Source organism: Lysinibacillus sp. YS11 (genome assembly GCF_002896375.1).
GTDB lineage: Bacteria > Bacillota > Bacilli > Bacillales_A > Planococcaceae > Lysinibacillus > Lysinibacillus capsici.
On record NZ_CP026007.1, the window covers coordinates 872,297 to 895,581 of the forward strand.

18 protein-coding genes and 1 pseudogene are annotated in these 23,285 nt (G+C 36.4%); 10 read left to right on the forward strand and 9 right to left on the reverse strand.

Annotated elements, in window-relative coordinates:
• Positions 1 to 7: 7 nt before the first annotated feature.
• The 3 genes from LBYS11_RS03995 to LBYS11_RS04005 all read right to left on the reverse strand — a co-directional run bounded on the left by LBYS11_RS03995 (position 8) and on the right by LBYS11_RS04005 (position 2,289).
• Positions 8 to 550 (reverse strand): GNAT family N-acetyltransferase, encoded by a 543-nt coding sequence (locus LBYS11_RS03995; protein ID WP_103117524.1) that lies wholly within the window; start codon positions 548 to 550, stop codon positions 8 to 10.
• Between the two features lie 96 nt (positions 551 to 646).
• A complete protein-coding gene (locus LBYS11_RS04000; protein WP_004224696.1) occupies positions 647 to 850 on the reverse strand; it encodes a hypothetical protein in 204 nt (67 codons plus the stop codon).
• 176 nt (positions 851 to 1,026) lie between these two features.
• A complete protein-coding gene (locus tag LBYS11_RS04005) occupies positions 1,027 to 2,289 on the reverse strand; it encodes a dicarboxylate/amino acid:cation symporter (RefSeq protein WP_048391960.1) in 1,263 nt (420 codons plus the stop codon).
• 395 nt (positions 2,290 to 2,684) lie between these two features.
• Here LBYS11_RS04005 and LBYS11_RS04010 point away from each other — a divergent pair.
• Positions 2,685 to 4,285 (forward strand): annotated as a pseudogene (locus LBYS11_RS04010) (ATP-binding protein).
• A complete protein-coding gene (locus tag LBYS11_RS04015) occupies positions 4,286 to 4,993 on the forward strand; it encodes a response regulator (RefSeq protein ID WP_048391959.1) in 708 nt (235 codons plus the stop codon). It abuts the pseudogene before it with no gap.
• Between the two features lie 383 nt (positions 4,994 to 5,376).
• On the opposite strand, the gene LBYS11_RS04020 is transcribed toward LBYS11_RS04015, so the two are convergent.
• A complete protein-coding gene (locus tag LBYS11_RS04020; protein WP_048391958.1) occupies positions 5,377 to 6,624 on the reverse strand; it encodes an MFS transporter in 1,248 nt (415 codons plus the stop codon).
• A 527-nt stretch (positions 6,625 to 7,151) separates the two neighbouring features.
• Here LBYS11_RS04020 and LBYS11_RS04025 point away from each other — a divergent pair.
• A complete protein-coding gene (locus tag LBYS11_RS04025; protein ID WP_054549828.1) occupies positions 7,152 to 8,720 on the forward strand; it encodes a glycoside hydrolase family 10-like protein in 1,569 nt (522 codons plus the stop codon).
• Between the two features lie 58 nt (positions 8,721 to 8,778).
• On the opposite strand, the gene LBYS11_RS04030 is transcribed toward LBYS11_RS04025, so the two are convergent.
• Positions 8,779 to 11,868 carry an efflux RND transporter permease subunit gene (locus LBYS11_RS04030; RefSeq protein WP_103117526.1) on the reverse strand — a complete coding sequence of 1,030 codons (3,090 nt, stop codon included), beginning with the start codon at positions 11,866 to 11,868 and terminating at the stop codon, positions 8,779 to 8,781.
• A 99-nt stretch (positions 11,869 to 11,967) separates the two neighbouring features.
• Between LBYS11_RS04030 and LBYS11_RS04035 the strand changes: the two genes are divergently transcribed.
• A complete protein-coding gene (locus tag LBYS11_RS04035; RefSeq protein WP_004224709.1) occupies positions 11,968 to 12,801 on the forward strand; it encodes a TetR/AcrR family transcriptional regulator in 834 nt (277 codons plus the stop codon).
• A 46-nt stretch (positions 12,802 to 12,847) separates the two neighbouring features.
• On the opposite strand, the gene LBYS11_RS04040 is transcribed toward LBYS11_RS04035, so the two are convergent.
• The 3 genes from LBYS11_RS04040 to LBYS11_RS04055 all read right to left on the reverse strand — a co-directional run bounded on the left by LBYS11_RS04040 (position 12,848) and on the right by LBYS11_RS04055 (position 15,805).
• Positions 12,848 to 13,636 carry a protein kinase domain-containing protein gene (locus LBYS11_RS04040; protein WP_103117527.1) on the reverse strand — a complete coding sequence of 263 codons (789 nt, stop codon included), beginning with the start codon at positions 13,634 to 13,636 and terminating at the stop codon, positions 12,848 to 12,850.
• A 286-nt stretch (positions 13,637 to 13,922) separates the two neighbouring features.
• Positions 13,923 to 15,590: a ribonuclease J1 gene (gene rnjA, locus LBYS11_RS04050; protein WP_004224711.1), complete on the reverse strand. Its 1,668-nt coding sequence runs from the start codon at positions 15,588 to 15,590 to the stop codon at positions 13,923 to 13,925.
• 5 nt (positions 15,591 to 15,595) lie between these two features.
• The gene (locus tag LBYS11_RS04055) at positions 15,596 to 15,805 is read right to left on the reverse strand and encodes a DNA-dependent RNA polymerase subunit epsilon (RefSeq protein ID WP_004224712.1); all 210 of its coding nucleotides are present in this window, start codon (positions 15,803 to 15,805) and stop codon (positions 15,596 to 15,598) included.
• 436 nt (positions 15,806 to 16,241) lie between these two features.
• Between LBYS11_RS04055 and LBYS11_RS04060 the strand changes: the two genes are divergently transcribed.
• Positions 16,242 to 17,012, forward strand: coding sequence for a Cof-type HAD-IIB family hydrolase (locus LBYS11_RS04060; RefSeq protein WP_054549831.1), 771 nt, complete (start codon positions 16,242 to 16,244; stop codon positions 17,010 to 17,012).
• A 57-nt stretch (positions 17,013 to 17,069) separates the two neighbouring features.
• Here LBYS11_RS04060 and LBYS11_RS04065 read toward each other — a convergent pair whose 3' ends face one another.
• The gene (locus tag LBYS11_RS04065; protein ID WP_053075690.1) at positions 17,070 to 17,825 is read right to left on the reverse strand and encodes a DeoR/GlpR family DNA-binding transcription regulator; all 756 of its coding nucleotides are present in this window, start codon (positions 17,823 to 17,825) and stop codon (positions 17,070 to 17,072) included.
• Between the two features lie 152 nt (positions 17,826 to 17,977).
• On the opposite strand from LBYS11_RS04065, the gene LBYS11_RS04070 reads away from it, so the two are divergent.
• Genes LBYS11_RS04070 through phnX form a run of 5 tightly spaced genes read left to right on the forward strand, consistent with a single transcriptional unit; the run spans position 17,978 to position 23,253 of the window.
• On the forward strand, positions 17,978 to 18,730 hold the full coding sequence (locus tag LBYS11_RS04070; RefSeq protein ID WP_066037210.1) for an ABC transporter ATP-binding protein: 753 nt from the start codon (positions 17,978 to 17,980) through the stop codon (positions 18,728 to 18,730).
• Positions 18,723 to 20,354: an ABC transporter permease subunit gene (locus LBYS11_RS04075; protein WP_066037209.1), complete on the forward strand. Its 1,632-nt coding sequence runs from the start codon at positions 18,723 to 18,725 to the stop codon at positions 20,352 to 20,354. The genes LBYS11_RS04070 and LBYS11_RS04075 overlap by 8 nt, the downstream gene beginning before the upstream one ends.
• A complete protein-coding gene (locus tag LBYS11_RS04080) occupies positions 20,351 to 21,337 on the forward strand; it encodes an extracellular solute-binding protein (RefSeq protein ID WP_066037208.1) in 987 nt (328 codons plus the stop codon). Before LBYS11_RS04075 ends, LBYS11_RS04080 begins: the two co-directional genes overlap by 4 nt.
• A gap of 13 nt (positions 21,338 to 21,350) precedes the next feature.
• Entirely contained in the window at positions 21,351 to 22,451 is a 1,101-nt protein-coding gene (gene phnW / locus LBYS11_RS04085; RefSeq protein WP_103117529.1) for a 2-aminoethylphosphonate--pyruvate transaminase, read from the forward strand.
• A complete protein-coding gene (gene phnX / locus LBYS11_RS04090) occupies positions 22,441 to 23,253 on the forward strand; it encodes a phosphonoacetaldehyde hydrolase (protein ID WP_066037207.1) in 813 nt (270 codons plus the stop codon). Before phnW ends, phnX begins: the two co-directional genes overlap by 11 nt.
• Positions 23,254 to 23,285 lie beyond the last annotated feature (32 nt).

Sequence of the window (23,285 nt, forward strand, 5' to 3'; positions counted from 1 at the left end):
TTATTTTTTAGAGGTTCCTATAATCATCATCAGTGATAGCGTACATTTTTACATTTTGGTATTGTCCCTTAACAAGCATACTTTTCCGTAATAACCCTTCAAATTGCATACCTGACTTCTCCATAACCTTTTGTGAGCCAATGTTTTCTTCAAAGCATCGTGCTTGGATACGTACTAAATCTAATTCATTAAAACCGAAGTCAATGAGTTTTTTTGTTGCTTCTGTTGTGTACCCCTTATTCCAAAAATCCTCAGAAAGCACATAGCCAATTTCCGCGTATTTATGGGTGTCATTAATCGTCACAAAATCAATCGTTCCAATAATTGTGCCTGCATATTCAATACCCCATAACATCAAATTGCCTTGCTGATAGCCATTAAAAATTAATGCCATAAAAGCCTTTGTATCCTCTAAGCTCGTGTGTGCTTGCCATGTCACATAACGCGCCACATTTTCACTGGAAGAGTAGTCATACATTGCTTCTAAATCCCCATGTGTAATTGGTCTTAATAGTAACCTTTCCGTTTTCATAATTGGTATTTTACTCATGATTTACCCCCTTTAACAAATAGTATATAAAAAAGTCGACCCATAATTATGAATTAGGTCGACTTTTTATATTTATTCATTTTTGCAGCGATCACATTAAGGATAGCGCTTATCTGTTGCAGAGGAATCCTTAGTTTTGGTTTTATGTTGTTCATCTTTCACTTTTTCATTCAATTCTTCGACAGGTATTGGATCTACTGTTTTCATGTCCTCGTGTTTATCAAAAATGCTTTCTTTATCTGTATCCAATACATCAGGGTTATTCGTATTACGTGTTTTTGCCTGTTTTTTATCATTCATTCACTATCACCTCTTACTATTAACTTTCACTTTTTTACTAGAGTGTAAACATTTTATTTTGGGTGATAGTGTAAGCTAATTGTTTGTTGTCAGCGTCAATCCATAAGGACATAGCTTTTACTCGAATGATAATGAGTATAGTGAAAAAGAGATGGCTATCATTTCTACCATTTTTGTTAGGAAGATATAGTGGTCTTTCCCTGAAGTGCACGTTCTTCCATAGCTGTGTCAAACTCTTTTTCAGATTTTGACACGACAACACAAGCTACGCCATTACCAATTAAATTTGTAACAGCTCGAGCCTCAGACATAAAGCGATCTACACCGATTAACAGCGCTATTCCTTCCACTGGTATCATTGGGAAGGCAGCCAAAGTTGCTGCTAATGTAATAAATCCTGAGCCTGTTACACCTGCTGCACCTTTAGAAGTAATCATTAAAATTCCGAGCAGTGTAATGATTTGAATCCAAGTTAGTTCCATTCCATATGCTTGTGCGATAAACAATGCAGCCATGGACAGGTAGATGGAAGTCCCATCTAGATTGAAGGAGTACCCGGTAGGAACGACTAAACCTACAACCTGCTTCGAGCAACCATAGTTCTCAAGCTTCCGCATCATAGATGGCAGAGCTGATTCAGAAGAGGAAGTCCCAATTACTAAGAAAATCTCATCTTTGATATAAGCGATAAATTTAAAGATGTTGAATCCAAAGAACTTTGCAATGGCACCTAAAATAAAGACAACAAATAAAAACATTGTTATATATACGGCAGCCATTAATAAACCTAGATTACCTAAAGATTTTAAACCAAAATTTCCAATTGTATAGGCCATTGCACCAAAAGCTCCGATTGGTGATATTTTCATAACCATACTTACAATCTTGAAGAATATCTCTGCTACTTGCTCAAAGAATGTGATGACTGGTTTTGCGGGTGCACCGATTGAGGCAGCTGCTAAGCCAAATAAAACAGCAGAGAATAGGACTGGTAATAATTGACCAGTTGCCAATGCACCAACTACATTTTCTGGAATAATACTAGAAATGAAGGCACCCAAGCCTTGCTCAGATTCAGCTGCAGCAGTTGTATATTTTGAAATATCAGCATCAGATGCACCTGATGTATCCAAGCCCGTACCAGGACTTACGATTAAAGCAACAGCAATTCCGATTGCTAATGCAATTGTGGAAACTATTTCGAAGTAAAGCAATGCCTTACCTCCGATTTTCCCGACCTTTTTCATATCTCCCATACTGCCGATTCCAATAACAACTGTTAGGAAAATAATAGGAGCAATTAACATTTTAATTAATTTGATGAATAGGTCTGCTAAGATTTTCAAGCTGGCACCGAACTCGGGGAAAATGGCTCCGACAATAATCCCAAGTATGATAGCCACTATAACCTGAACAGTCAAATTTTTCAGTAACTTCATTTTTTGCTACCTCTTTTCTAAATTTTCTCTTTGATATCGCTTTCACTAAAAGTATCATAGCGAATATTTCTTTAAAAAAGAGATTTAGAAAATAAGAAACATATCGTTCATTAAGTACATTTACTTACATTTACATATAAATATAGTAATATCAATAACTATCTCTGTTATGGTACGCTATAGTTAATTAATTATTGTTATAATACAAAAACATAGAGTGATAATTAAGTTTTTTTAAAATTATCAGTTTATAATATTGTTCATTAAATTCAATATTTTCTGCTACTTATATAGATTAAATATGTTGTCAAAAGATTTTTTTGCAGATAATCTTAAAACTAAATATGTGTGCCACTGATTATGAGAATGCAAATTTGAAAGGAAGGAATTTTTTAATGATGAAAATGCCTGTGAACGGCAAAATACTGTTAGTGACATTTTTAATCATTGCACTCTCCTTTTTACTAGGTGGTATTTTTTTACTCGGTAACCTATTATCTGAACAGGAAAAAGATTTTGGACAGCGGGCAATGCTTGTGGCAAGAACTGTATCAAATGTACCAGAGCTTAGTGTACATCTGGAAAATGCCAATATAAAAGAATCTGCAAAAAATATTAATAAAATTGTAGATGGCATTAGAGTGATTCATAAGGCCGAGTATATTGTTGTAATGAATATGGAGCGTATTAAACTATCACACCCAGTAAGTAAGGAAATAGGAAAACGCAGTGAGTCGCAGGATTTAAACGCCGCATTTAGTGAACATTATTATGTATCAAAGGCACGTGGAGAATCGGGTGTTATGATACGGGCTTTCGTGCCAATTATTAATGATAAAAGGGAACAAGTGGGCATTGTAGTCGTTGGCTATTCATTACCAGATTTTCTGGAAATGTTACAAAGTTATGAGCGAGAAATTATGATAACTATTGTTATATCACTGATTTTCAGTATTTTCGGTGCCTATACACTAGGACGACATATAAAAAAACAAATGTTTGGGCTTGAACCTCATGAAATTGCAAAAATGTATGTGGAAAGAACAGAAACCTTTAATGCCATGCATGAGGGAATAATAGCGGTAGATAAGGAAATGAATATCACTATTTTTAATGAAAAGCGGCCGATATTTTAGGTGTTACTAGGAAAATAGAGGACTGTATTGGACAAAAGATTTATGACGTTTTGCCTGATACCCGTCTGCCTGAAATTGTTGAAACAGCAACACCTGTTTATGATCAAGAGCTTTACATTAATCATCATAGTATCTTAAGTAATCGTGTACCTATTATTGTGAATGGAGAGCTAGTTGGTGCAGTTGCTATGTTTAAAGATTTAACAGCTGTGAAAAAGCTTGCGGAGGAAGTAACAGGTGTAAAGGCCTTTGTTCAAGCATTACGTGTACAAACCCATGAGCATAAAAATAAGATTCATACGATTGCGGGACTACTGCAATTGGGACATACAAAGCAAGCACTTGAATATGTTACTGTTACTACTGAAAATGAAGCCTCATTAACGAAGTTTTTAAATGAACGCTTTCATAATGAAAATATTTCAGGTTTGTTATTAAGTAAAGTAAGTTATGGAAAAGAACTGGGTATCGAGGTTGAAATTGATCGGAAAAGTCATTTTAAACGCTTTCCACCTCTATTAGATCATCATGATTTTGTTGTGTTGTTTGGCAATTTAATTGAAAATGCTTTTGAGGCATTAAATGTACTTTCTAAGGAAGATAAATATGTAGCCATCTCTGTAGACGTGCATGATGGCGTCTTAGCGATTGCAGTTACCGATAACGGTATTGGCATGACCAAAGAGGTGCAGGAGCGTATGTTTGAAAATGGATTTTCGTCAAAGGCTAGTGAAAATCGAGGCATTGGCTTGCATTTAGTCTATGAAATTGTAAGAAAAGGCAATGGAGATATTGAAGTAACAAGTGAATTTATGAAAGGAACAAGTTTCTTAATTTTATTTGAGTTAGGAGAAGTATAGATGGATGTAATAAATGTCTTATTGATTGAAGATGATCCAATGGTACGAGAAGTGAACAGACAATTTATTGAACAAATCAAAGGTTTTTCATTAGTTGGCTATGCTAGCAATGGAATTGAGGGAATTCAAAAAATTAAACAATTAACCCCAGAGCTTGTCTTTATGGACATTTTTATGCCAGAGCAGGATGGCATTATTACGTTAGGGAAAATACGAGAAGAGCATCTTCATGTTGATGTTATTGCTGTAACGGCTGCGAATGATATGCCCACTGTGCAGCGAATATTACACTTAGGTGTCTATGATTATATTATGAAGCCCTTTACGTTTGAGCGGATTGAGCAGACTTTAAAAAATTATCAAAGCTATAGAAGGAAAATAAGCGGTATGCAAGATTTAACTCAGCATGATGTCGATCATTTAATGCAACAGCGTCTTCCTGAACAAATTGTAGTAGAAACAACAGGAATGGATGCCATTCTTATAGAAGAACTCCCAAAAGGGTTTAATCGAGCTACCTTAGATAAGGTACTTGCATATATAAAAAAAAGTGGCGAGGCAGTATCAGCTGAGGAGGTATCAGCTTATATAGGTACAGCACGTGTTACAGCTAGACGCTATCTAGACTTTTTAGAAAAGCAGAAACTATTAAAAGTAGATATACAATATGGAAACGTAGGACGTCCTATTCATCGTTATTATATTTAATGATAATAGATTTATTTTAGTACAATTAGATTAAAGTCCGTATTTTAATAAGTTATGGTGAAAAATGTACAGATAAATTCTAAGCGTCCTATTTCCTAATACATATCTTTAAATTCCTTTAAGGACAACATCTAAATTTTTTGGATACCAAAGTTGTTGCGTATTGGAAGAGATCTTCATGACCATTTAAATTTTAAATAATTATAATTCAGATATTGTGGGAAGCAAGATGCTAAAGCACAAAAAATTCCCAAGACATAAATAAAGACGAAAAAAGCCCTGCATAAAGCAAGGCTTTTTTAGCGTCAACGTTGTTTGAGATTGTGTAGAGGCTAAATTTAAATGTTATTTTTTTTATTAACAATTTTCTTGAAATAAAATCTTCACTTTTTTTCTAGCGAGTCAACATGCTCAGCAGTAGGTTTACCAGCTTTTAATAAGACTTTACTGCCCAGAAGGAAAAATCCTTGGATGAAGAGTAATAATCCTGTACCGATGAGTAGCCACTCAATAGCAATAATATCAGCTATTGGCCCGAAAATTAGCATTCCTAAAGGCATCATAGAGGTAGATATCATACTAAGAATGCCAAATACTCTTCCCATATAGTCACTTTCCACTTTTTCTTGTAATAACACCGTTGCAGGTGTATTAAAGATTGGCATGGCTATGCCAGTAATGGCCATGATTCCGAGGTACAACCAAAAAATAGGAATGACGCCGAGAGCCATTGTACAAAGACCAAATAACAAAGCAGATAATGTCATTGTATGCACTTTATTTTTAAAGCCACCCCATGTTGCGATTGCGATACCACCGATTAACATCCCAATGGCAAAGGCCATTTCGATGGCAGTCAAACGCCATACATCATTGCCAAAAGTTCGTGTAACTTGTAAAGGGGTTAAAAAGGCAGCAGGTGCAGCAAGCAGCATGAAAAAGGCAAAGAACAAGAATAATTGTTTCAAGAAAGCATGCTCTTTAATATAGATGAAGCCTTGTTTCATATCACTAAAATAGCCTGTTGTTTGTGGCTGATTAGCTTTTGCATGTGCAGGGATATGCAGAAATAATAAGAAGATAGCGATGGCAATAGCTGCTGTTGTCACATCAATAAAGAAAATGGATTCAATAGAAGCCATCGTTAATAATGCACCACTTGCCATAGGTGCAAGAATCATGATGAAGGCTTGAATACTACTATTTGCACCATTGACCTTCATTAAATGCTCTTCAGGCACAAATTGTGGCAAAATTGCGCCCACTGCTGGTGTTTGAATACCTGCACCAACTGCGCGTACGGCTGATATAACAAATAGTAGCCAGAGCTCATCATAGCCGATTAAAAATAAAATAGCTAGAATTAGCGTAGATAAGGCAATCATTCCATCTGCTAAAATAATAAGCCATTTACGGTTATAGCGATCTGCCCAGACACCAGCAATAGGTGCTAAGAAGAAGGTTGGTAAAAAGCCACAAATGATCGCGATGGTCATCATGCTGCCTGATTGTGTTGTAAGTGTGATATACCATGTAATGGCATATTGCACAAGAGCAGAGCCAAAAAGTGAAATCGTTTGACTACTTAAAAAAAGTATTGTGTTACGTTTCCAATGTTCCAATTTCGTCATCCCTTTCTAACAGTAGTGCCTGTGTGGAAAGTAAAAGACAACACAAAAAAGAGGGGAGTAGAAGTCCCCTCTTTTCCAGTATTCCTAAAACAGACTAGACCTAATTCCATTTCCCTTGCACAGCAGGCAAAGTGTACACATATTTAATTAATAAGGTGAAATCGTAGTCTAATTGAAGCTGTCATTTGGAATACCCTCCGTTCTATATAAGTTGTGTTGATTGTAGCATAAAGTTCATCGATGCGTAAAGAATGAATTAAGCAAAAACTAGGTTGAATTTAAAAATTTGGAAATTGTGAAATGAATCTCATAAAATGAAACGCCATGCATCTATATTTATCGATTTCTTTAAAGGAAAAGTACTATTCATTGTCTTTTCAGTAGTTTTTTTATACATATTTTGAAACTATCGGGAACGTTTGTTAGAGATGAAACTTATCATTGATTCCAATAAAGTTGCTTCGGAGACGTGCATATAGCGAGTACTTGTCATATACTAAAATAGAAAAATAGCAAATGGAGGAAATATGAGAAAGAAAAATAGTAAATGGAAGATCTTAACTTTAGTCGCGATGATTTTTGTGTTATGCCTATCGACAATCCCTACAAAGACTGCCATGGCAAGCACGACACAGCCAAAAAGGGAGATGAGGGCTGTCTGGATTTCAACCGTTCTTAATCTTGATATGAAAGCAGGTATGACGAAGGAGCAGTACACGGCTTGGACACGCCAAACTTTGGATCAACTAAAAGCCAATAAATTTAATACTGTTATTTATCAAGTAAGACCAACAAATGATGCAATGTATGCCTCTGATCTAGCGCCATGGTCATCTTACATAACAGGCAAAAAGCAAGGCACGAATCCAGGCTACGATCCTCTTGCGATCATGATAGAGGAAAGTCATAAACGGGGTATGGAGCTGCATGCATGGATGAATCCTTATCGTGTAACAATGTCTGGACAAAAACTAACAGACCTTGCTGCTGATAATGTGGCTAGAACACATCCAAATTGGGTTATCAAATACGGTAAGCAATATTATTTAAATCCTGGTTTACCAGAAGTACAAGACTATTTAGTTGAAGTAGTAAGAGAGCTAGTAGCTAATTATGATATTGACGCAGTGCATATGGATGATTATTTTTATCCATATAAAGTTGCTAATGAAGTTTTTCCAGATCAAGCAGCTTTTAAAAACTATGGTGCTTCCTTTAAAAAGGTGGAGGATTGGCGACGAGATAATGTCAACCGTCTTGTAGAAAATCTTTACACGGCCATTAAAGACACAAAGCCATATGTCCAATTTGGTATTTCACCATTTGGTGTATGGCGCAATAAATCGCTAGATAAAACAGGAAGCGATACAAGGGCTGGTGTTAATAATTACGATGATTTATATGCAGACGTCAGAACATGGATTCAAAATGGCACAATTGATTACATTACACCACAAATTTATTGGTCAAGAACATTATCTGTTGCGAAATATGGAACGCTGTTAGATTGGTGGAGCCATGAAGTGCAAACCTACGCAACAACACACCCTGTGCATCTATACATTGGGCTTGCTGATTACAAAGTTGGCAATGATAGTGATGCAGCATGGAAAAATAAAATGGAGCTACCTAGTCAAATACTAGCGAATCGTTCGGAAAAGGTAGCGGCTGAGGGGCAAATGCATTTCTCCTTAAGAAGCTTTCAAAACAATAAACTAGGCTATGCAACGATTGTTAGTCAACAATTATATAATTACACAGCACTGACACCAGAAACAACTTGGGATGATGACACAGTGCCGAACGTGCCGACTTTTGTGCAAGTGACAAAGGAAGCGGCAGGTCGTAAGATAGAGATTATAGACGAAAATGAAACACAACCACGCAAGTATGTCATTTATCGTTTTACAGGAAACAAAGAAGGCTCTTATGATGACCCTCGAAATATAGTGGATGTTGTTTATAATATGGATGGATTCACTAAATTTGTGGACAAGTCAGCTCTTGCTAAGCATAGCTATACATACGGCATTAAGGCTGTATCAAATACAGGTGTGGAAAGCAAGGAAGTTTTTGTAGTAATAGAAAATCAATAAAAAGCTTAGGATAAAAATAACCACTCACGCAAAGATTGCATGAGTGGTTATTTTTTTATTAATTTTCTTCAATATCTTTACGGTTTTTCTTTAACATTTTAGATAGCATTTCATAAACAATTGGTACAACAACGAGTGTTAATAGGGTAGAAGATAATAAACCGCCAATTACAGTAATAGCTAAGTCTTTGGAAATTAACCCACTACCGCCAGTACCAAGTGCCATTGGAATCATAGCACCAATTGTAGCGATGGCTGTCATCAGGATAGGACGTAAACGTGTTGCTCCTGCTTCAAGGATCGCTTCACGCATGGCAAGACCATCATGTTCCATATGAATGATACGGTCAACTAATACGATGGCATTTGTTACGACGATACCAATCAACATCAATAGACCCATCATGACAGATACAGAAATAGTCTGCCCTGTAACGAATAAACCAATAAATGCACCAATTACTGCGAATGGTAGTGAGAAAAGAATAGCGAATGGAGCTAAACCTTCTCCGAATGTTACCACTAGAATGAAGTAAACAATGGCAATGGCTGCTAACATCGCAATACCAAGCTTAGTGAATGTTTCTTGCATATCTGCAGCAACACCAGCAACACCAAGTGTTACACCTTTTTGTAAATCTAATTTATCAATTTTTTTATCAGCAGCAGTAGTGGCTTTTGAAATATCGTCACCGATAATCGTACCAGATACTGTTGCGAAATATTCACCTTTTGAACGAGATAATGAGTTAAGTGTTGTACCTTCCTCAACATCTACTAATTCTCCGATAGTCATTGTTGTACCTAATGCTGTTTTAATTTCAGTGGCTAAGACATCATCAAGTGAAGTCGCAGCTGCTTTAGCATCGCGTTGAACGATGACATCGATATCTTTACCATCGTTTTTCACGGTAGTTAATACTTCTTGCGATGTATTTGAATTTAATGCCATCACGATTTGAGCTGTCGTTAACCCGTATTGAAGGACATTTTTTTGTTCAACTTTTAGCACATGCTCTACGTATGGATCTTCATTATCAGATTTAATATCTTCTAAGCCATCCACTTCTTTTAGAGCACCCTCTACTTGTTTCACAGCATCTCGAAGTTTATCTAAATCATCACTATACAGTGTATAGCTGACTTCGTTTGATGACATCGACATAGAAGTGAAGTTTTGAGACTTCCATTCTCCTGATTGCCCGATGTTAAATACATAGTCTTCAACCTCATCACGAGCTTTAGGGAAGTCTTCCATATCCGGATCAAAGATAAGGTACATTAAGGCACCGCCAGCACCTCCACCCATCATCATTGCTGATGGATCGACATTCTTCGCATCTGTAATGGAAACTTGTAAAATATCAACATCTTTACGTTTCATTAATTCTTTTTCTACTTTTTCAACATTTGCTGCCGTTTCGTCAGCCAGCTCTCCCGTTGCAGGCGTATACGTTAAGTACATAACTTTTTCTTCTTGTGAGCCCATAAAACTAAAACCAATAAGTGGTGTTAATGCAAGAGAACCAACAAGTAAAAGAATCGCAAGGACAGATGTAATAATTTTGTGATTTAATACTTTTTCTAAGACACCTTTGTACCAGGTAGCAAGTTTACCAACTTCTTTATGTTGGCTTTCAGTCTTCTCACCGTATAACTTTTTACGGAATAAAAAGTGAGATAAAGCAGGTACGATTGTGATCGCAACTAATAACGATGCACCTAATGCAAATGTCATTGTAAGGGCAAATGGCATGAATAATTCGCCTACCATACCACCTACGAAAATAAGAGGAGCGAATACAGCGACCGTTACCAATGTTGAAGAAAGAATTGGTTTGAACATTTCAATTGTTGCTTCGCGAATTAGGGCACGACCTGTAAGTTTTTCTTGTTTTAAGTGAATTCGTCGGTAAATATTTTCTACAACTACGATTGAGTCATCGATAACACGACCAATTGCGACGGTAATCGCGCCGAGGGTCATGATGTTTAAAGTAATATCCATCCAGTTTAATAGGAGTAATGCCATGAAGATAGAAACTGGGATAGAAATAATTGAAATAATCGTTGATTTGAAATCACGTAAGAATAGTAAAATGATTAATACGGCAATTGCGCCGCCAAAGACTGCTTTTTCGATCATTGTAAATACAGAATCTTCAATTGGGGCACCTTGGTCAAGAGAGATCTCTACGTTTAAGCCGTCTAATCGTTTTTCCTCATCCTTCATAAGGTCTTTTACTGCATTAACAACTGTTACCGTATTCGCATCTTGGCCTTTTACGATTTGAATAGCAATGGCATCTTGACCATTTGTACGTGAAACAGATTGCACTTTACCTTCTACTTCAATTTTTGCAATATCACCTAGACGAACGAAAGGTGAAGGATTTGTAGCAGAAGGTGTAACTGGAATTAATAAGTCTTTCAGTTCATCCACTGATTTTACCTTACCATCTACTGAAACGGCTTGTTCCCCGACAGTAAATTGATATAAACCAAGTGACAGTGACATATCACTTGCCTGAATCATTTGTTTAACAGTTTCCTCTGTTAAACCAAGTGCTGCCATTTTTTCTTCATCGTATTTAAACGATACTTGTTCAATATGCTGACCTGTGATGGTAGCAGATGCAACACCATCAATCTTTTCGATTTTAGGCAGTAAAACTTCTTCTACTGTTGAAGTTAAATCAACAATATCTTCCTTAGAGCTACTTACAGATAAAGCGACTACGGGCATCATGTTCATGCTGATTGCCATAATAGTAGGCTCTTGAGCACCTTCAGGTAGTTTAAGATTATCTAAAGCTGCTTCTAATTGACGTTTTTTCTCATCCATATCAATTCCATAGTCGTATTCCACTTGAACTTGTGCTACGTTGGAAGAGGAAGTTGAGTAAACAGCCTTCACATCTTCTAAACTTTCTATGGATTTTTCGAACGGAATGGAAAGTTCATTCATGACTTGTTCAGGCGTTGCGCCAGGATATACGCCCATGACAATTAAATACGGGATCGAAATATCGGGTATCGATTCCATTTTCATCCTAGTACCCGAATAAATACCAGAGACAGTGATGATAATTGTTAATAACCACACTGCCAATTTGTTCTTTAATACGAAATTAACTAAACCTTTCACCTTCACACCTACCCTTTATTGACTATCTAAATTCAATTATTTATACTAATGACTAATCGGTCATTTGTCAACGAAATGCATTAGGAGAGAGTTAAAAATATGTTAAAAAAGCAATTAATTATGGAGAAAGCGTTAGAACTGTTTTCTGAACAGGGTTTTGAAGCTACGTCAGTACAACAAATTACAGAACGCTGCGGGATTTCTAAAGGTGCATTTTATTTATCCTTCAAAACCAAAGATGAGCTTGTTATATCTATGGTTGATTACTATTTACAGCAGTTTATTACAGATGTTGACCAAGTAGTCAGAGGAACGTATAACAAAGAAACTGTTTTGGTTGAATTTTATAAAAGTATTTTTCAAGCATTCAAAGACCATTCTGCATCTGCACGTGTATTCTTTAATGAAAAGGTCTTTTTAACAAAAAAAGAGCTATTTCATAAAATAACAGCGTATGAAGCAGAAATGTCGAAATCAATTCTCTATATGCTTGAGCAGCTTTATCAGGATCAATTAAAAGAAATGAAATATGATGTAATGTACTGCATAAAAGGATTTATGAAGAGCTATGCTGAGCTTTTTATTTTTTCAGATATGCCACTTGATTTAGAGCAATTAGCTAAATCTTTAGCAGAAAAGACAGATATTATTGCCCATCATACAACCATTCCATTTATTACAGCAGATCTTGTGCCGTTTATTGCAAAGCCGTGTGAGGAAGACGTGTCAAAAGATGCTTTACTACAATTATTGGAGCAAAATATAAATCATACTGAGGATTCTATAGAAAAAGAATCCATTGAGTTGTTAAAGCAAGAAATAGAAAATCCTACTTATGGTAAAGCAATCATTAAGGGGCTAATTGAAAATCTACGTTTAGACCCAGCGTATCATTGGATTGCATATGTAACTGCAAAATACTTTAATATTTGAACTCTAGGATAGAATTGTTCACGTTTAACGGTGAACAATTCTATTTTTAATGGTTTTTATCTATGGATGGGGGCATAGATTGCAAGGCCTCTAACGCACTTGCAAAGGGTTCTTTAATCCATAATAGGCGCTCAAGAAAATCTTGGACTTCGATTGGTAATTTTAATTCCTGCTGCCAAGCTTTCTCTTTTTTCTTGCTTGGCTTGTAGTCTGAGTATAGTAAAAATAATAAAAAATGGCCGACAAAATAAAGATCACTAATATGATTTTCGGCACGTTTTGGATTTTCAATCGTAGAGATATCGATTAGCTTTTGATAAGTGGTAGCTAGACCAAAGTCAATAATATGCAATTGCTGACCCACTAACAATATATTCGGAATCCGTAAATCGCGATGTACAATACCATAATTGTGTAACTGTACAATTTGCTCTAATAATTGCTTTGTAATAGCAAGGGATTGAGCAATTGTAAATTTGGCACCATTCTGAAAAATAAGCTCCTCAAAAGTTTGCCCATTGACATAGTCCATGATAAAAAATGGGCTGTCCGAAATTGTTCCTGCTGAATGGATGGTAGGAACATAGGGTAGTGAAAGTTGCTGGAGTATGTGAATTTCTTGTTGAAATTTATGAATGGTTTTCTGGTGGTGACGATGTTTGGGTCGCAAGCATTTTAAAACAAATAGACTTGCTGACGAGCAATCTTCAATTAAATACGTACGACCATATGAGCCATAGCCAAGGAATTTTTTAAAAGAAAAATCGGGATGTTCGGCTATGTAAAGTTCTACAGCCTGGTCAAAACTTTTTTCGGAAATTCGTTTCCACCACATTAGCTACTAAAGAAACTCATAGAGCTGAAAAAACTGCGTGAGCTTTTACGAGAGCTACGCTTATAATGCTTGTGACCATAATAATTATGTCGCTTTGAATATCTGCTACGACTACTTGATGAAGAATGATGGCGTTTGGATTTACTATTAAGTAAGGAATGAAGAATTTTATCTAGCATAAAAACGCTCCTTTTTGATGTTGTTATTACTATATACGCAAAAATAAAAAGGAGGTTTCAAAAATAAAAAAGAAACTATGTAAAATTTACATAGTTTCTTTACGAGGTTAAACCTCCATAATAATCGGTAAGATCATTGGACGACGTTTTGTTTTTTCGAATAGATAAGGTCCCAATACGTCTGTAATTTCATTTTTCAATTCTGTCCATTGAGGAGTCTTGCTTTGAATTGTTTCATTCAGATGACGGTTTAGCATTTTTTGTGCCTCATTGATCATCGTACCTGATTCACGCATATAGACAAATCCACGTGAGATGATGTCAGGGCCAGAAACAATTTTTTGGTTTTCCATATCAACACTTACAACTACAATCACTAAACCTTCTTCAGAAAGAATACGGCGATCACGTAACACGATATTACCGATATCGCCAATGCCATTGCCATCAATGTAAACATCTCCTGAAGGAATACGGCCAGCTACATGTGCTTCATTGGCACTTAGTGCTAGAACATCACCATTTTCCATAACAAATGTATTGTCTAGTGGAACATCGCAATCTTCAGCTAGGTGTGTATGCATTTTTAACATACGGAATTCACCATGGATAGGCATAAAGAACTTAGGCTTCATTAAACGAAGCATCAGTTTTTGTTCTTCTTGAGATCCGTGACCAGATGTATGAATATTGTTTAATGCACCATGAATGACTTCTGCACCTGCACGGAACAATAAATTAATGATTTTATTAACACTCACGGTATTACCTGGTACTGGTGAAGAAGAAAAGATAACTGTATCGCCAGGCTGTATTTGAATCTGACGATGTGTCCCGTTGGCAATACGTGACAAGGCAGCCATTGGTTCACCTTGAGAGCCTGTACATAAAATCATCACTTCGTTTGCAGGAAGTCGATTGATGCTTTGAGCATCAATAAATGTATCCTTTGGAGCAGTAATGTAACCTAGCTCACGACCAATCGTAATAGCATTGTCCATTGAGCGACCAAAGACAGCAATCTTTCTTCCGTATTTTACGGCTGCGTCTGTGGCTTGCTGTAAACGGTGAATATTTGATGCAAAGGTAGCAAAAATAATACGGCTATCCACCTTACGGAAAATCTCGTCGATACTTTTTCCAACTGTGCGCTCTGACATTGTGAAATTAGGCTTTTCAGCGTTAGTACTATCAGATAGTAAGCAAAGCACGCCATCACGTCCAATTTCAGCCATCTTTGTTAGGTTGGCTGGTTCACCCACTGGTGTAAAGTCAAATTTAAAGTCACCTGTGTGAACGATATTACCAGGTGGTGTTTTAACAACAATTCCATAAGCATCAGGAATACTATGTGTTGTTCTAAAGAAGCTAACAGATGTTTTTCTGAATTTAATAACATCCTCTTCTTTAATTTCAATGAGTTTTGTTGTACGTAGCAAGCCATGTTCTTCTAATTTATTACGTAATAAGCCAAGTGCAAGCTTACCGCCATAGACAGGGATATTTACTTGACGTAAAAGGTATGGAATACCCCCAATATGATCCTCATGCCCATGGGTAATAAACAGTCCTTTGATTTTATCGACATTACGTACTAAGTACGTGTAATCAGGAATAACATAGTCAATGCCGAGTAAGTCGTCTTCTGGAAATTTTATACCGGCGTCAATTAAGATAATTTCATCTTGAAATTGAACGCCATAAGTGTTTTTGCCGATTTCGCCCAGTCCGCCGAGCGCGAAAACAGCTGCTTGGTCATTTTTAACAAACTTCATGTTTGTTAAATTTCCTCCAAGACGAAGTTCGGGCTTGCTTGTTCGTACTCTAAGTAGTTACCCTCAAGCAGTTGAATGAACTCGATGTTATAGTTTCGGTCTTTTAGCTTTTCACGTACTTCACGTTCTGAAGTAGCTTCTAGGTATAGACTTTTAGTATTTTCGCGAACTGGAATCTCATTTGCATTTTCTTGATAATAAACTTTGTAAATCATAGTTTGCTCTCCTTTAATTGCGTACAATTTTCTTGCACCTTTGACTACTACCACACACGTGCTACAAGAAAACAACGAATTTCTTTTATTGAAGAAATGTACGTTTGTAATACTTGTATCTCAATGCTTCAGATGTGCACTATGTTATAAAATTGTATAGGAAGTAGTGAGACAGTGGTTGCGTATAGCCAAATAAATGCATTTCCTTTATATTATCACGCACTTCCTCTAAAATAAAGAAAAGCCCTTCAAATAATGAAGGGCAAATGTTAGGCAATTGATTTTTTTCCGAGTACGCCGCGAAGTTGCTTCAATAATTTTCGTTTGAGTTTCTTCAGCATGGCACATCACTCCTTAGGATCATTATAATTAAAATTATTGTCTATGTAAAGTCATTTAGCTTGAAAGGATAATATTTATGGAAAGGGTTAATAGAATGAACAAAATTTTATTTTTTGATGTCGATGGTACTCTCTATAACAGTGAAAAAAAGTTACCTTCATCTGCAAAAGAGGCACTTTTGACAGCACGACGTAATGGTTATGAATTGGCGATTGCTACTGGTCGAGCACCATTTATGATTGAGTCATTGCTAGAAGAATTAGAGATCGATACGTATGTTACCTTCAATGGTCAATATGTTGTCTATAAAGGTGAGGTTGTCTATACAAATGGGATTGCGAAAGATGAACTAGCTAAAATTATTGCCTTTGGTGAGGCGCGTAACGAACCGGTAGTGTTTTTAGATGATAAACGGATGATTGCCTCAGTTGGCGATCATCGTATGGTAGCTGAAAGCTTAGATACTCTTAAATATCCGTATCCAGAATTAGACTCATCTTATTATATGCAGAACAATGTATATCAAACACTTATTTTTATGGAAGAAAAAGATGAACCTTTATATAATGAAACATTCCCAAATGTTCAATTTGTACGTTGGCATCGTTATTCTTGTGATATTTTGCCAAAGGGAGGTTCGAAGGCTGCTGGTATTGAAAAGGTGCTTGAAAAAATGGGCATCACTTTACAAGATGCCTTTGCTTTTGGCGATGGCATAAATGATATTGAGATGCTACAGGCAGTTGGGACAAGTGTTGCTATGGGAAATGGCCATGAGCGAGTGAAGGCAGTCGCTCATCATATTGCAGACCATGTAGACGAGGATGGTCTCTCAAAAATAATGCGTAAGCTCTCCATTATATAAAAATGAAAAACAACTAGTTGTGAAATTTACAACTAGTTGTTTTTATTGATTAATGGTCTATGCCATATTGACGGTTTTTATTTGAACACCTTTTTCCGAAAAATGTTGAATCGTCTTTTTGGATAGTGCGTCATCTGTGATAATGACATCTACGTCATCCACTGGACAAACTTGAATCGCTACATCTTTATTAAATTTTGAGGAATCTGTAGCTACGTAGACTTTTTGAGAGATGGAAATAATTTGCTTTCTAGTAATCGCTTCATCCAAGCTAAAATCAGATATGCCTTTTTCAATTGAAACGCCACTAGCGCAAATAAAAGCTTTATTGATATTAAGATGCTCGAAGCGAAATAAAAATTCATTTGATGTCACTGATTTTTCAGAATGGCGTACTTTACCCCCAAGCAGTATAACCTCAATGTTAGAGCCGATTAGATCAAATGCTACAGGTAGTGAATTTGTCACCACTGTTAGTTTTTCCTTGTCCAATAAAAATGGTGTCATTTGATAGGTAGTTGTTCCGCTATCAATGAAAATACATTCCCCATCTTGAACGAGCGAAGCACATGCTTTGGCAATGGCGATTTTCTCTGTTAACTGTTCGTGAAGTCGGTGATCAATTAGTCCTTCTACTGGCTCAATATATTTAACGCCCCCATAAAATTTTTCAATTTTTTTGTCTTGCATCAACTGTTGGACATCACGACGGATCGTTTCCATTGAAACGTTAAACTCTTTTGTAAGTGTTACTAATTTTACTACCTTATGTTGACGTATAAACTGCAAAATTTGGTGTTGCCTTTCTATCATATACATTTCATCACCTCTACTAGATATTTACTCAAAATAACCATAACTTTGTCAACAATTGGTCAGAATTTACTCAACATTTACACAAATAAGCATTTTCCTTTACAAATAGTCTCTATACTGAAGCTAAGAACTGAGTGAGGTGACCCAATTTGTTAGAGCTAAAAAATATCTCAAAAAGCTATAAAAATAAAAAAGTTTTAGTAGATATCAATGTAACCGTCGAAACAGGTGAGATTATTTCTTTGCTAGGACCGAGTGGCTGCGGTAAAACTACTTTGCTTAATATCATTTTAGGACTTGTAGATCCAACTGCTGGTCAGCTTGTCTACAATGGACAAGATATTTCCAAGCAATCAATGCAAGAAAGAGGATTTAATATAGTGTTTCAGGATTTTGCGTTATTTCCTCATTTAAATGCATACGACAATATCATTTATGGATTAAAAAATAAAAACGTGAAAATGTCCAAAGAGGAGATACAAGAATACATTGATTTTTTAGAGCTAGCTCCTCATTTGCATAAGAAGATTCATGAATTGTCTGGTGGGCAAAAACAACGCGTTTCCATTGCAAGAACACTCGTGATGCAACCTAAAATTCTATTATTAGACGAACCACTAAGTGCACTAGATGGCGTTATAAAGGAATCTATAAAGGAACGTATTAAATCCATCGCCCGTGAATTTAATTTGACGACGATTATCGTGACACATGATCCGGAAGAAGCCCTTACCTTATCGGACAAAGTCATCATTATTAATGAAGGTACAGTTGCTCAATTTGGCACACCTCATGAAATTGTTACAGCGCCAAAAAATAAATTTGTAGAAGATTTTATCTTAAGGCAGCTTCATATTAAGCGACATAACATCTATCAATTGTTTGGAGAAACATATGCTTAAAACGAATAAAATAATGAAATTAATTTTTCTACCGATTCTACTATTTTTTCTATTCTTTTTAATTGTGCCATTGCTTTATATGTTTTGGCAGTCATTCAAAATAGGCAATGTCGTTACCACTCAAAATTATATAGAAGCTTTACGGAATATCGAAATTCGTGAAGCTTTTACGAATAGTTTTAAAGTTTCTTTTGTAGCATCAGTGATTACAACCATTTTAGCCTTTTGGTTGGCCTATGCTGTTCATTTTACTACGATGCATCGCCATACAAAAAAGCTAGTTCAAATTGGAATTACCTTGCCGATGCTACTGCCAACCATCACCTATGGCTTTGTATTGATTTATACATTTGGGAGTCAAGGAATTCTAACAAAATTAGTGGGGCAGCCTCTTTTTACAATCTATGGGTATAACGGCTTGGTGATCGGTTACGTCTTATACACATTACCAGTTGCTTTTATATTAATGCAAAACTCCATGCAATATATCGATAAACGTTTTTTACTTGTTTCAATATTAATGCATGATCAGCCAATGCGTCGTTTTTATCATACCGTATACCGTCCTATGGTTGGGACAATTGGCGGGGCATTTATTTTAACATTTGTTTTAAGCTTCACAGACTTTGGAATCCCTGCATCGGTTGGTGGCAATTACAGGGTAATAGCTACTGAACTTTACCAAGCTATGTTAGGTTCCATTGTGCATTTTGAACGTGGAGCAGTCATTTCAGTGTTAATGCTAGTACCTGCTGTATTAGGTGTTGTCATGCTAACGATTTTAGAGCGCTTCAATTTTCAATATAAACAGGTTGGGCAAAGTGAACTTGTAAAGCATCGTTTACGAGACGCGCTATTTACAATTTATTCAATTCTCTGTGTAACAGCTGTATGTATTATTTTTTCAACCATGTTTATTGTGCCTTTTACCAAAGGCTATCCGTACGATTTCAGCTTTACATTAGAGCATGTTCAAAATGTACTCGCAGAGAAAGATTTAACAAAGGTTTACATCAATTCTCTCATCGTAGCGGTTCTAACAGCAATATTAGGTGTGGGCATAACATTTATGTCGGCGCTTCTTAATACAAGGACACCATTAAAGGGAAGAAAAAGCTTAGATGTAACTTCTATGATGACAAATACAGTTCCAGGTATGGTACTTGGATTATCCTACTTATTTTTCTTTAATGGAAGTTCTTTAAAGGGTACTTTTCTTATCATTATCGCATGTAATATCGTGCATTTTTTTACGACACCTTATTTAATGGCGAAAAATTCATTGCAAAAAATGGATCCTACGTGGGAAGTGACAGCTGAGCTGTTAAAGGATTCGTGGTTAAAAACCGTGATACGAATTATTTTACCGAATATTAGGCCAACGATTTATCAAATGTTTAGCTACTATTTTTTAAATGCGATGGTTACAGTCAGCGGTGTTATTTTTCTTGTCAGCACAAAGACAATGCTTGTATCGACAAGGATAAAAGAGCTACAGCATTTCGCAAAGTACACTGATATTTTTGTTTTATCGATATTCATTTTATGTACAAACCTCATTGTGAAATTAGGTTGTGATTATATAGCAGCACATAAAGAAAAAACGGAGGAGATTACAAAATGAAGAAGTCAACAGGCATGATGTTAGGGACAGTAAGTGCAGCAGCAGTCGTTTTAGCTGCATGTGGAGGAGTAGCAGCAGATTCCAAAGAGCAAGTCATCATTTATTCAAATGCTGATGATGAAGCTATTGAAGTGATGGAAACTACATTAGATGATAAAGGCTATAAAGGTAAGTATTTAATCCAGTCGTTTGGTACTTCTGAGTTAGGTGGCAAAATGATGGCGGAAGGGACAGATATTGAAGCAGATGTTGTAACAATGGCTTCTTATTTTATAGAAAGTGCACAAACCTCAAAATCCATGTTTGTGGATATTTCCTCAGACTTAAAGCCTCTTGATGGGAGTGTTACGTATGCATTACCGATTTTAGGCAATGTAGGCTCTATCTTTATTAATACAGAGGTATTACAACAAAAGGGGCTATCTATTCCGAAATCCATTAAAGATTTGACAGACCTTGCTTATAAGGATTTAGTGTCATTCCCAAACATTATGGACTCCTCAACAGGGTGGCTTCTAGTACAAGCTATTTTAAAGGAATATGGTGAAGAGGAAGGGAAAAAAGTTCTAGCAGAGTTAATTAAAAATGCAGGACCACATATTGAAAGTTCAGGCTCTGGCCCTATTAAAAAGGTGAAAACAGGAGAAGTTGCTGCCGGCTTTGGTTTACGTATCCAAGCTATTGATGCCAAAAACGAAGGGTTACCGATTGATTATATTGACCCGACAGAAGGAAATTTCACTTTAACGGAATCTGTAGCTGTTGTAGATAAAGAAGGTGAGGAAGCATTAGCAAAAGAAATTGCAAAGGTAATTGCAACAGAGGCTCGTGATGGTCTTCTAGAGCAATATCCTGTAGCTCTATATGAAGGTGAACAAGTAAAGGACGAGCACGTTCCTACCTATTTGAAAAAATGGGATACTACCTTAACCGTAGATTTATTAGAAAAACACCAAGCCTTCTTTAAAGAAGCACAGCGATAAGGAGTTATAGCAGATGAGTAACTATAAATTATTGACGCCAGGTCCATTGACAACAACTGAAGCAGTGAAACGAGAAATGTTAAAAGATCGTTGTACATGGGATGACGATTATAAAAATGTGACACAAGTGATTCGTAAGCAACTCTTAAAATTAGCAAAAGTTGATGAAGCTGATTACACTACGGTACTAATGCAAGGAAGTGGAAGCTTTGTAGTAGAGTCTGTACTAACAACAGCAATTGGTGAAAATGATAAGGTGCTGATACTAACAAATGGTGCTTATGGTGAAAGAATTGTTGAAATGGCCAAAGCCTTAAAGTTACAGCATGTTGTTTATAGTGCTCCTTATGATGAACAGCCCTCCTTGTTAGAAGTTCAATCCTTCCTTGAAAGAGATAGGAGTATTACTCATGTAGCTCTCGTACATTGTGAGACGACTACTGGTATTTTAAATCCTATTAAAGAAATTGGGGAAGTTGTTCATTCGTTCAACAAAACGTTTATTGTGGATGCCATGAGTAGCTTTGGAGGCGTACCAATGGATTTATCAAGCTTGCATATTGATTTTTGTATTAGTAGTGCCAATAAATGTATTCAGGGTGTCCCAGGCTTTGGTTTTGTTATCGCGAATACAAGAGCACTGGAAAAATGTAAGGGACAAGCTCGAAGTGTTGCATTAGATTTGCATAGTCAGTGGGAAGTAATGAAGCAAGATGGGAAATGGCGTTTCACATCGCCTACACATGTAGTGGCAGCTTTTGCGAAGGCGCTTGAAGAGTTGAATGAAGAAGGCGGAATTCATGCCCGCTACAAACGCTATGCGTATAATAATCAACTACTTCGCTCTCGCTTGTCGGTGCTGGGATTTAAAGCGTATATTTCGGAGGAGCTTCAATCACCAATTATCACAACATTTTTATTCCCGTATAAAGAGTTTTCTTTTGAGCATTTTTATCAGGAAATAAAAAATGCAGGTTTCGTTATGTATCCAGGTAAGCTGACGGATGTCGATACATTCCGTATTGGCAATATTGGTGATATTCATGAGGAAGATATTCTTGCATTATGTGAAATCATTGAAAATTATATGGTGGTGAAAAACAATGAAAATTGAGACGGTTATTTTGGACTGGGCAGGCACAGCAGTTGACTTTGGTTGTTTTGCCCCTGTTAATGTTTTTTTAACAATTTTTGAAGATGCTGGTGTAATAGTTACACTGGAAGAGGCTCGTAAACCAATGGGGATGCTGAAAATTGATCATATCCGCACCATGCTAGAAATGCCAAGAATTAAAGCAGAATGGCATCGTGTACATGGACAATCCTTTACTGAAAAGGATGTACATGTATTGTATAATCATTTTGAAACAAAATTAATGGAGTCTTTGGCGACCTATACAGATCCTATCCAGCACGTGAAAACAACAGTACAGCAATTAAGAGATGCAGGTATTCGAATAGGCTCTACAACTGGCTATACAGATGCAATGATGGAAGTAGTGACAAAGCATGCTGCTGACAAGGGCTATCAACCTGATTTTCTTGTAACACCAACACAGGTTGGTGATAAAGGGCGACCATATCCATATATGATTTTTAAAAATATGGAGGCATTAGGTTCGCAAGCGACGAAGCAAGTTGTGAAGGTTGGCGATACAACATCAGATATAAAGGAAGCCTTGAATGCAGGTGTTTGGGCTGTTGGCGTTATTATTGGAAGCTCAGAAATGGGACTATCCGAAGAAGAATTCAATGCCCTGTCTTCAGAAGAACAGCAACAAATCATAGAGAAAACAAAATGTGTTTTTGAAGAATCAGACGCTCATTATACAATAGAAACAATGGAGGAGTTGCCAGCATTAATTGAAACGATCAATGCTCGGTTAAATATGGATAGACAATTAGAATATAAATAATAATTAACCTCGGCAGAAGTAATAAACTGCCG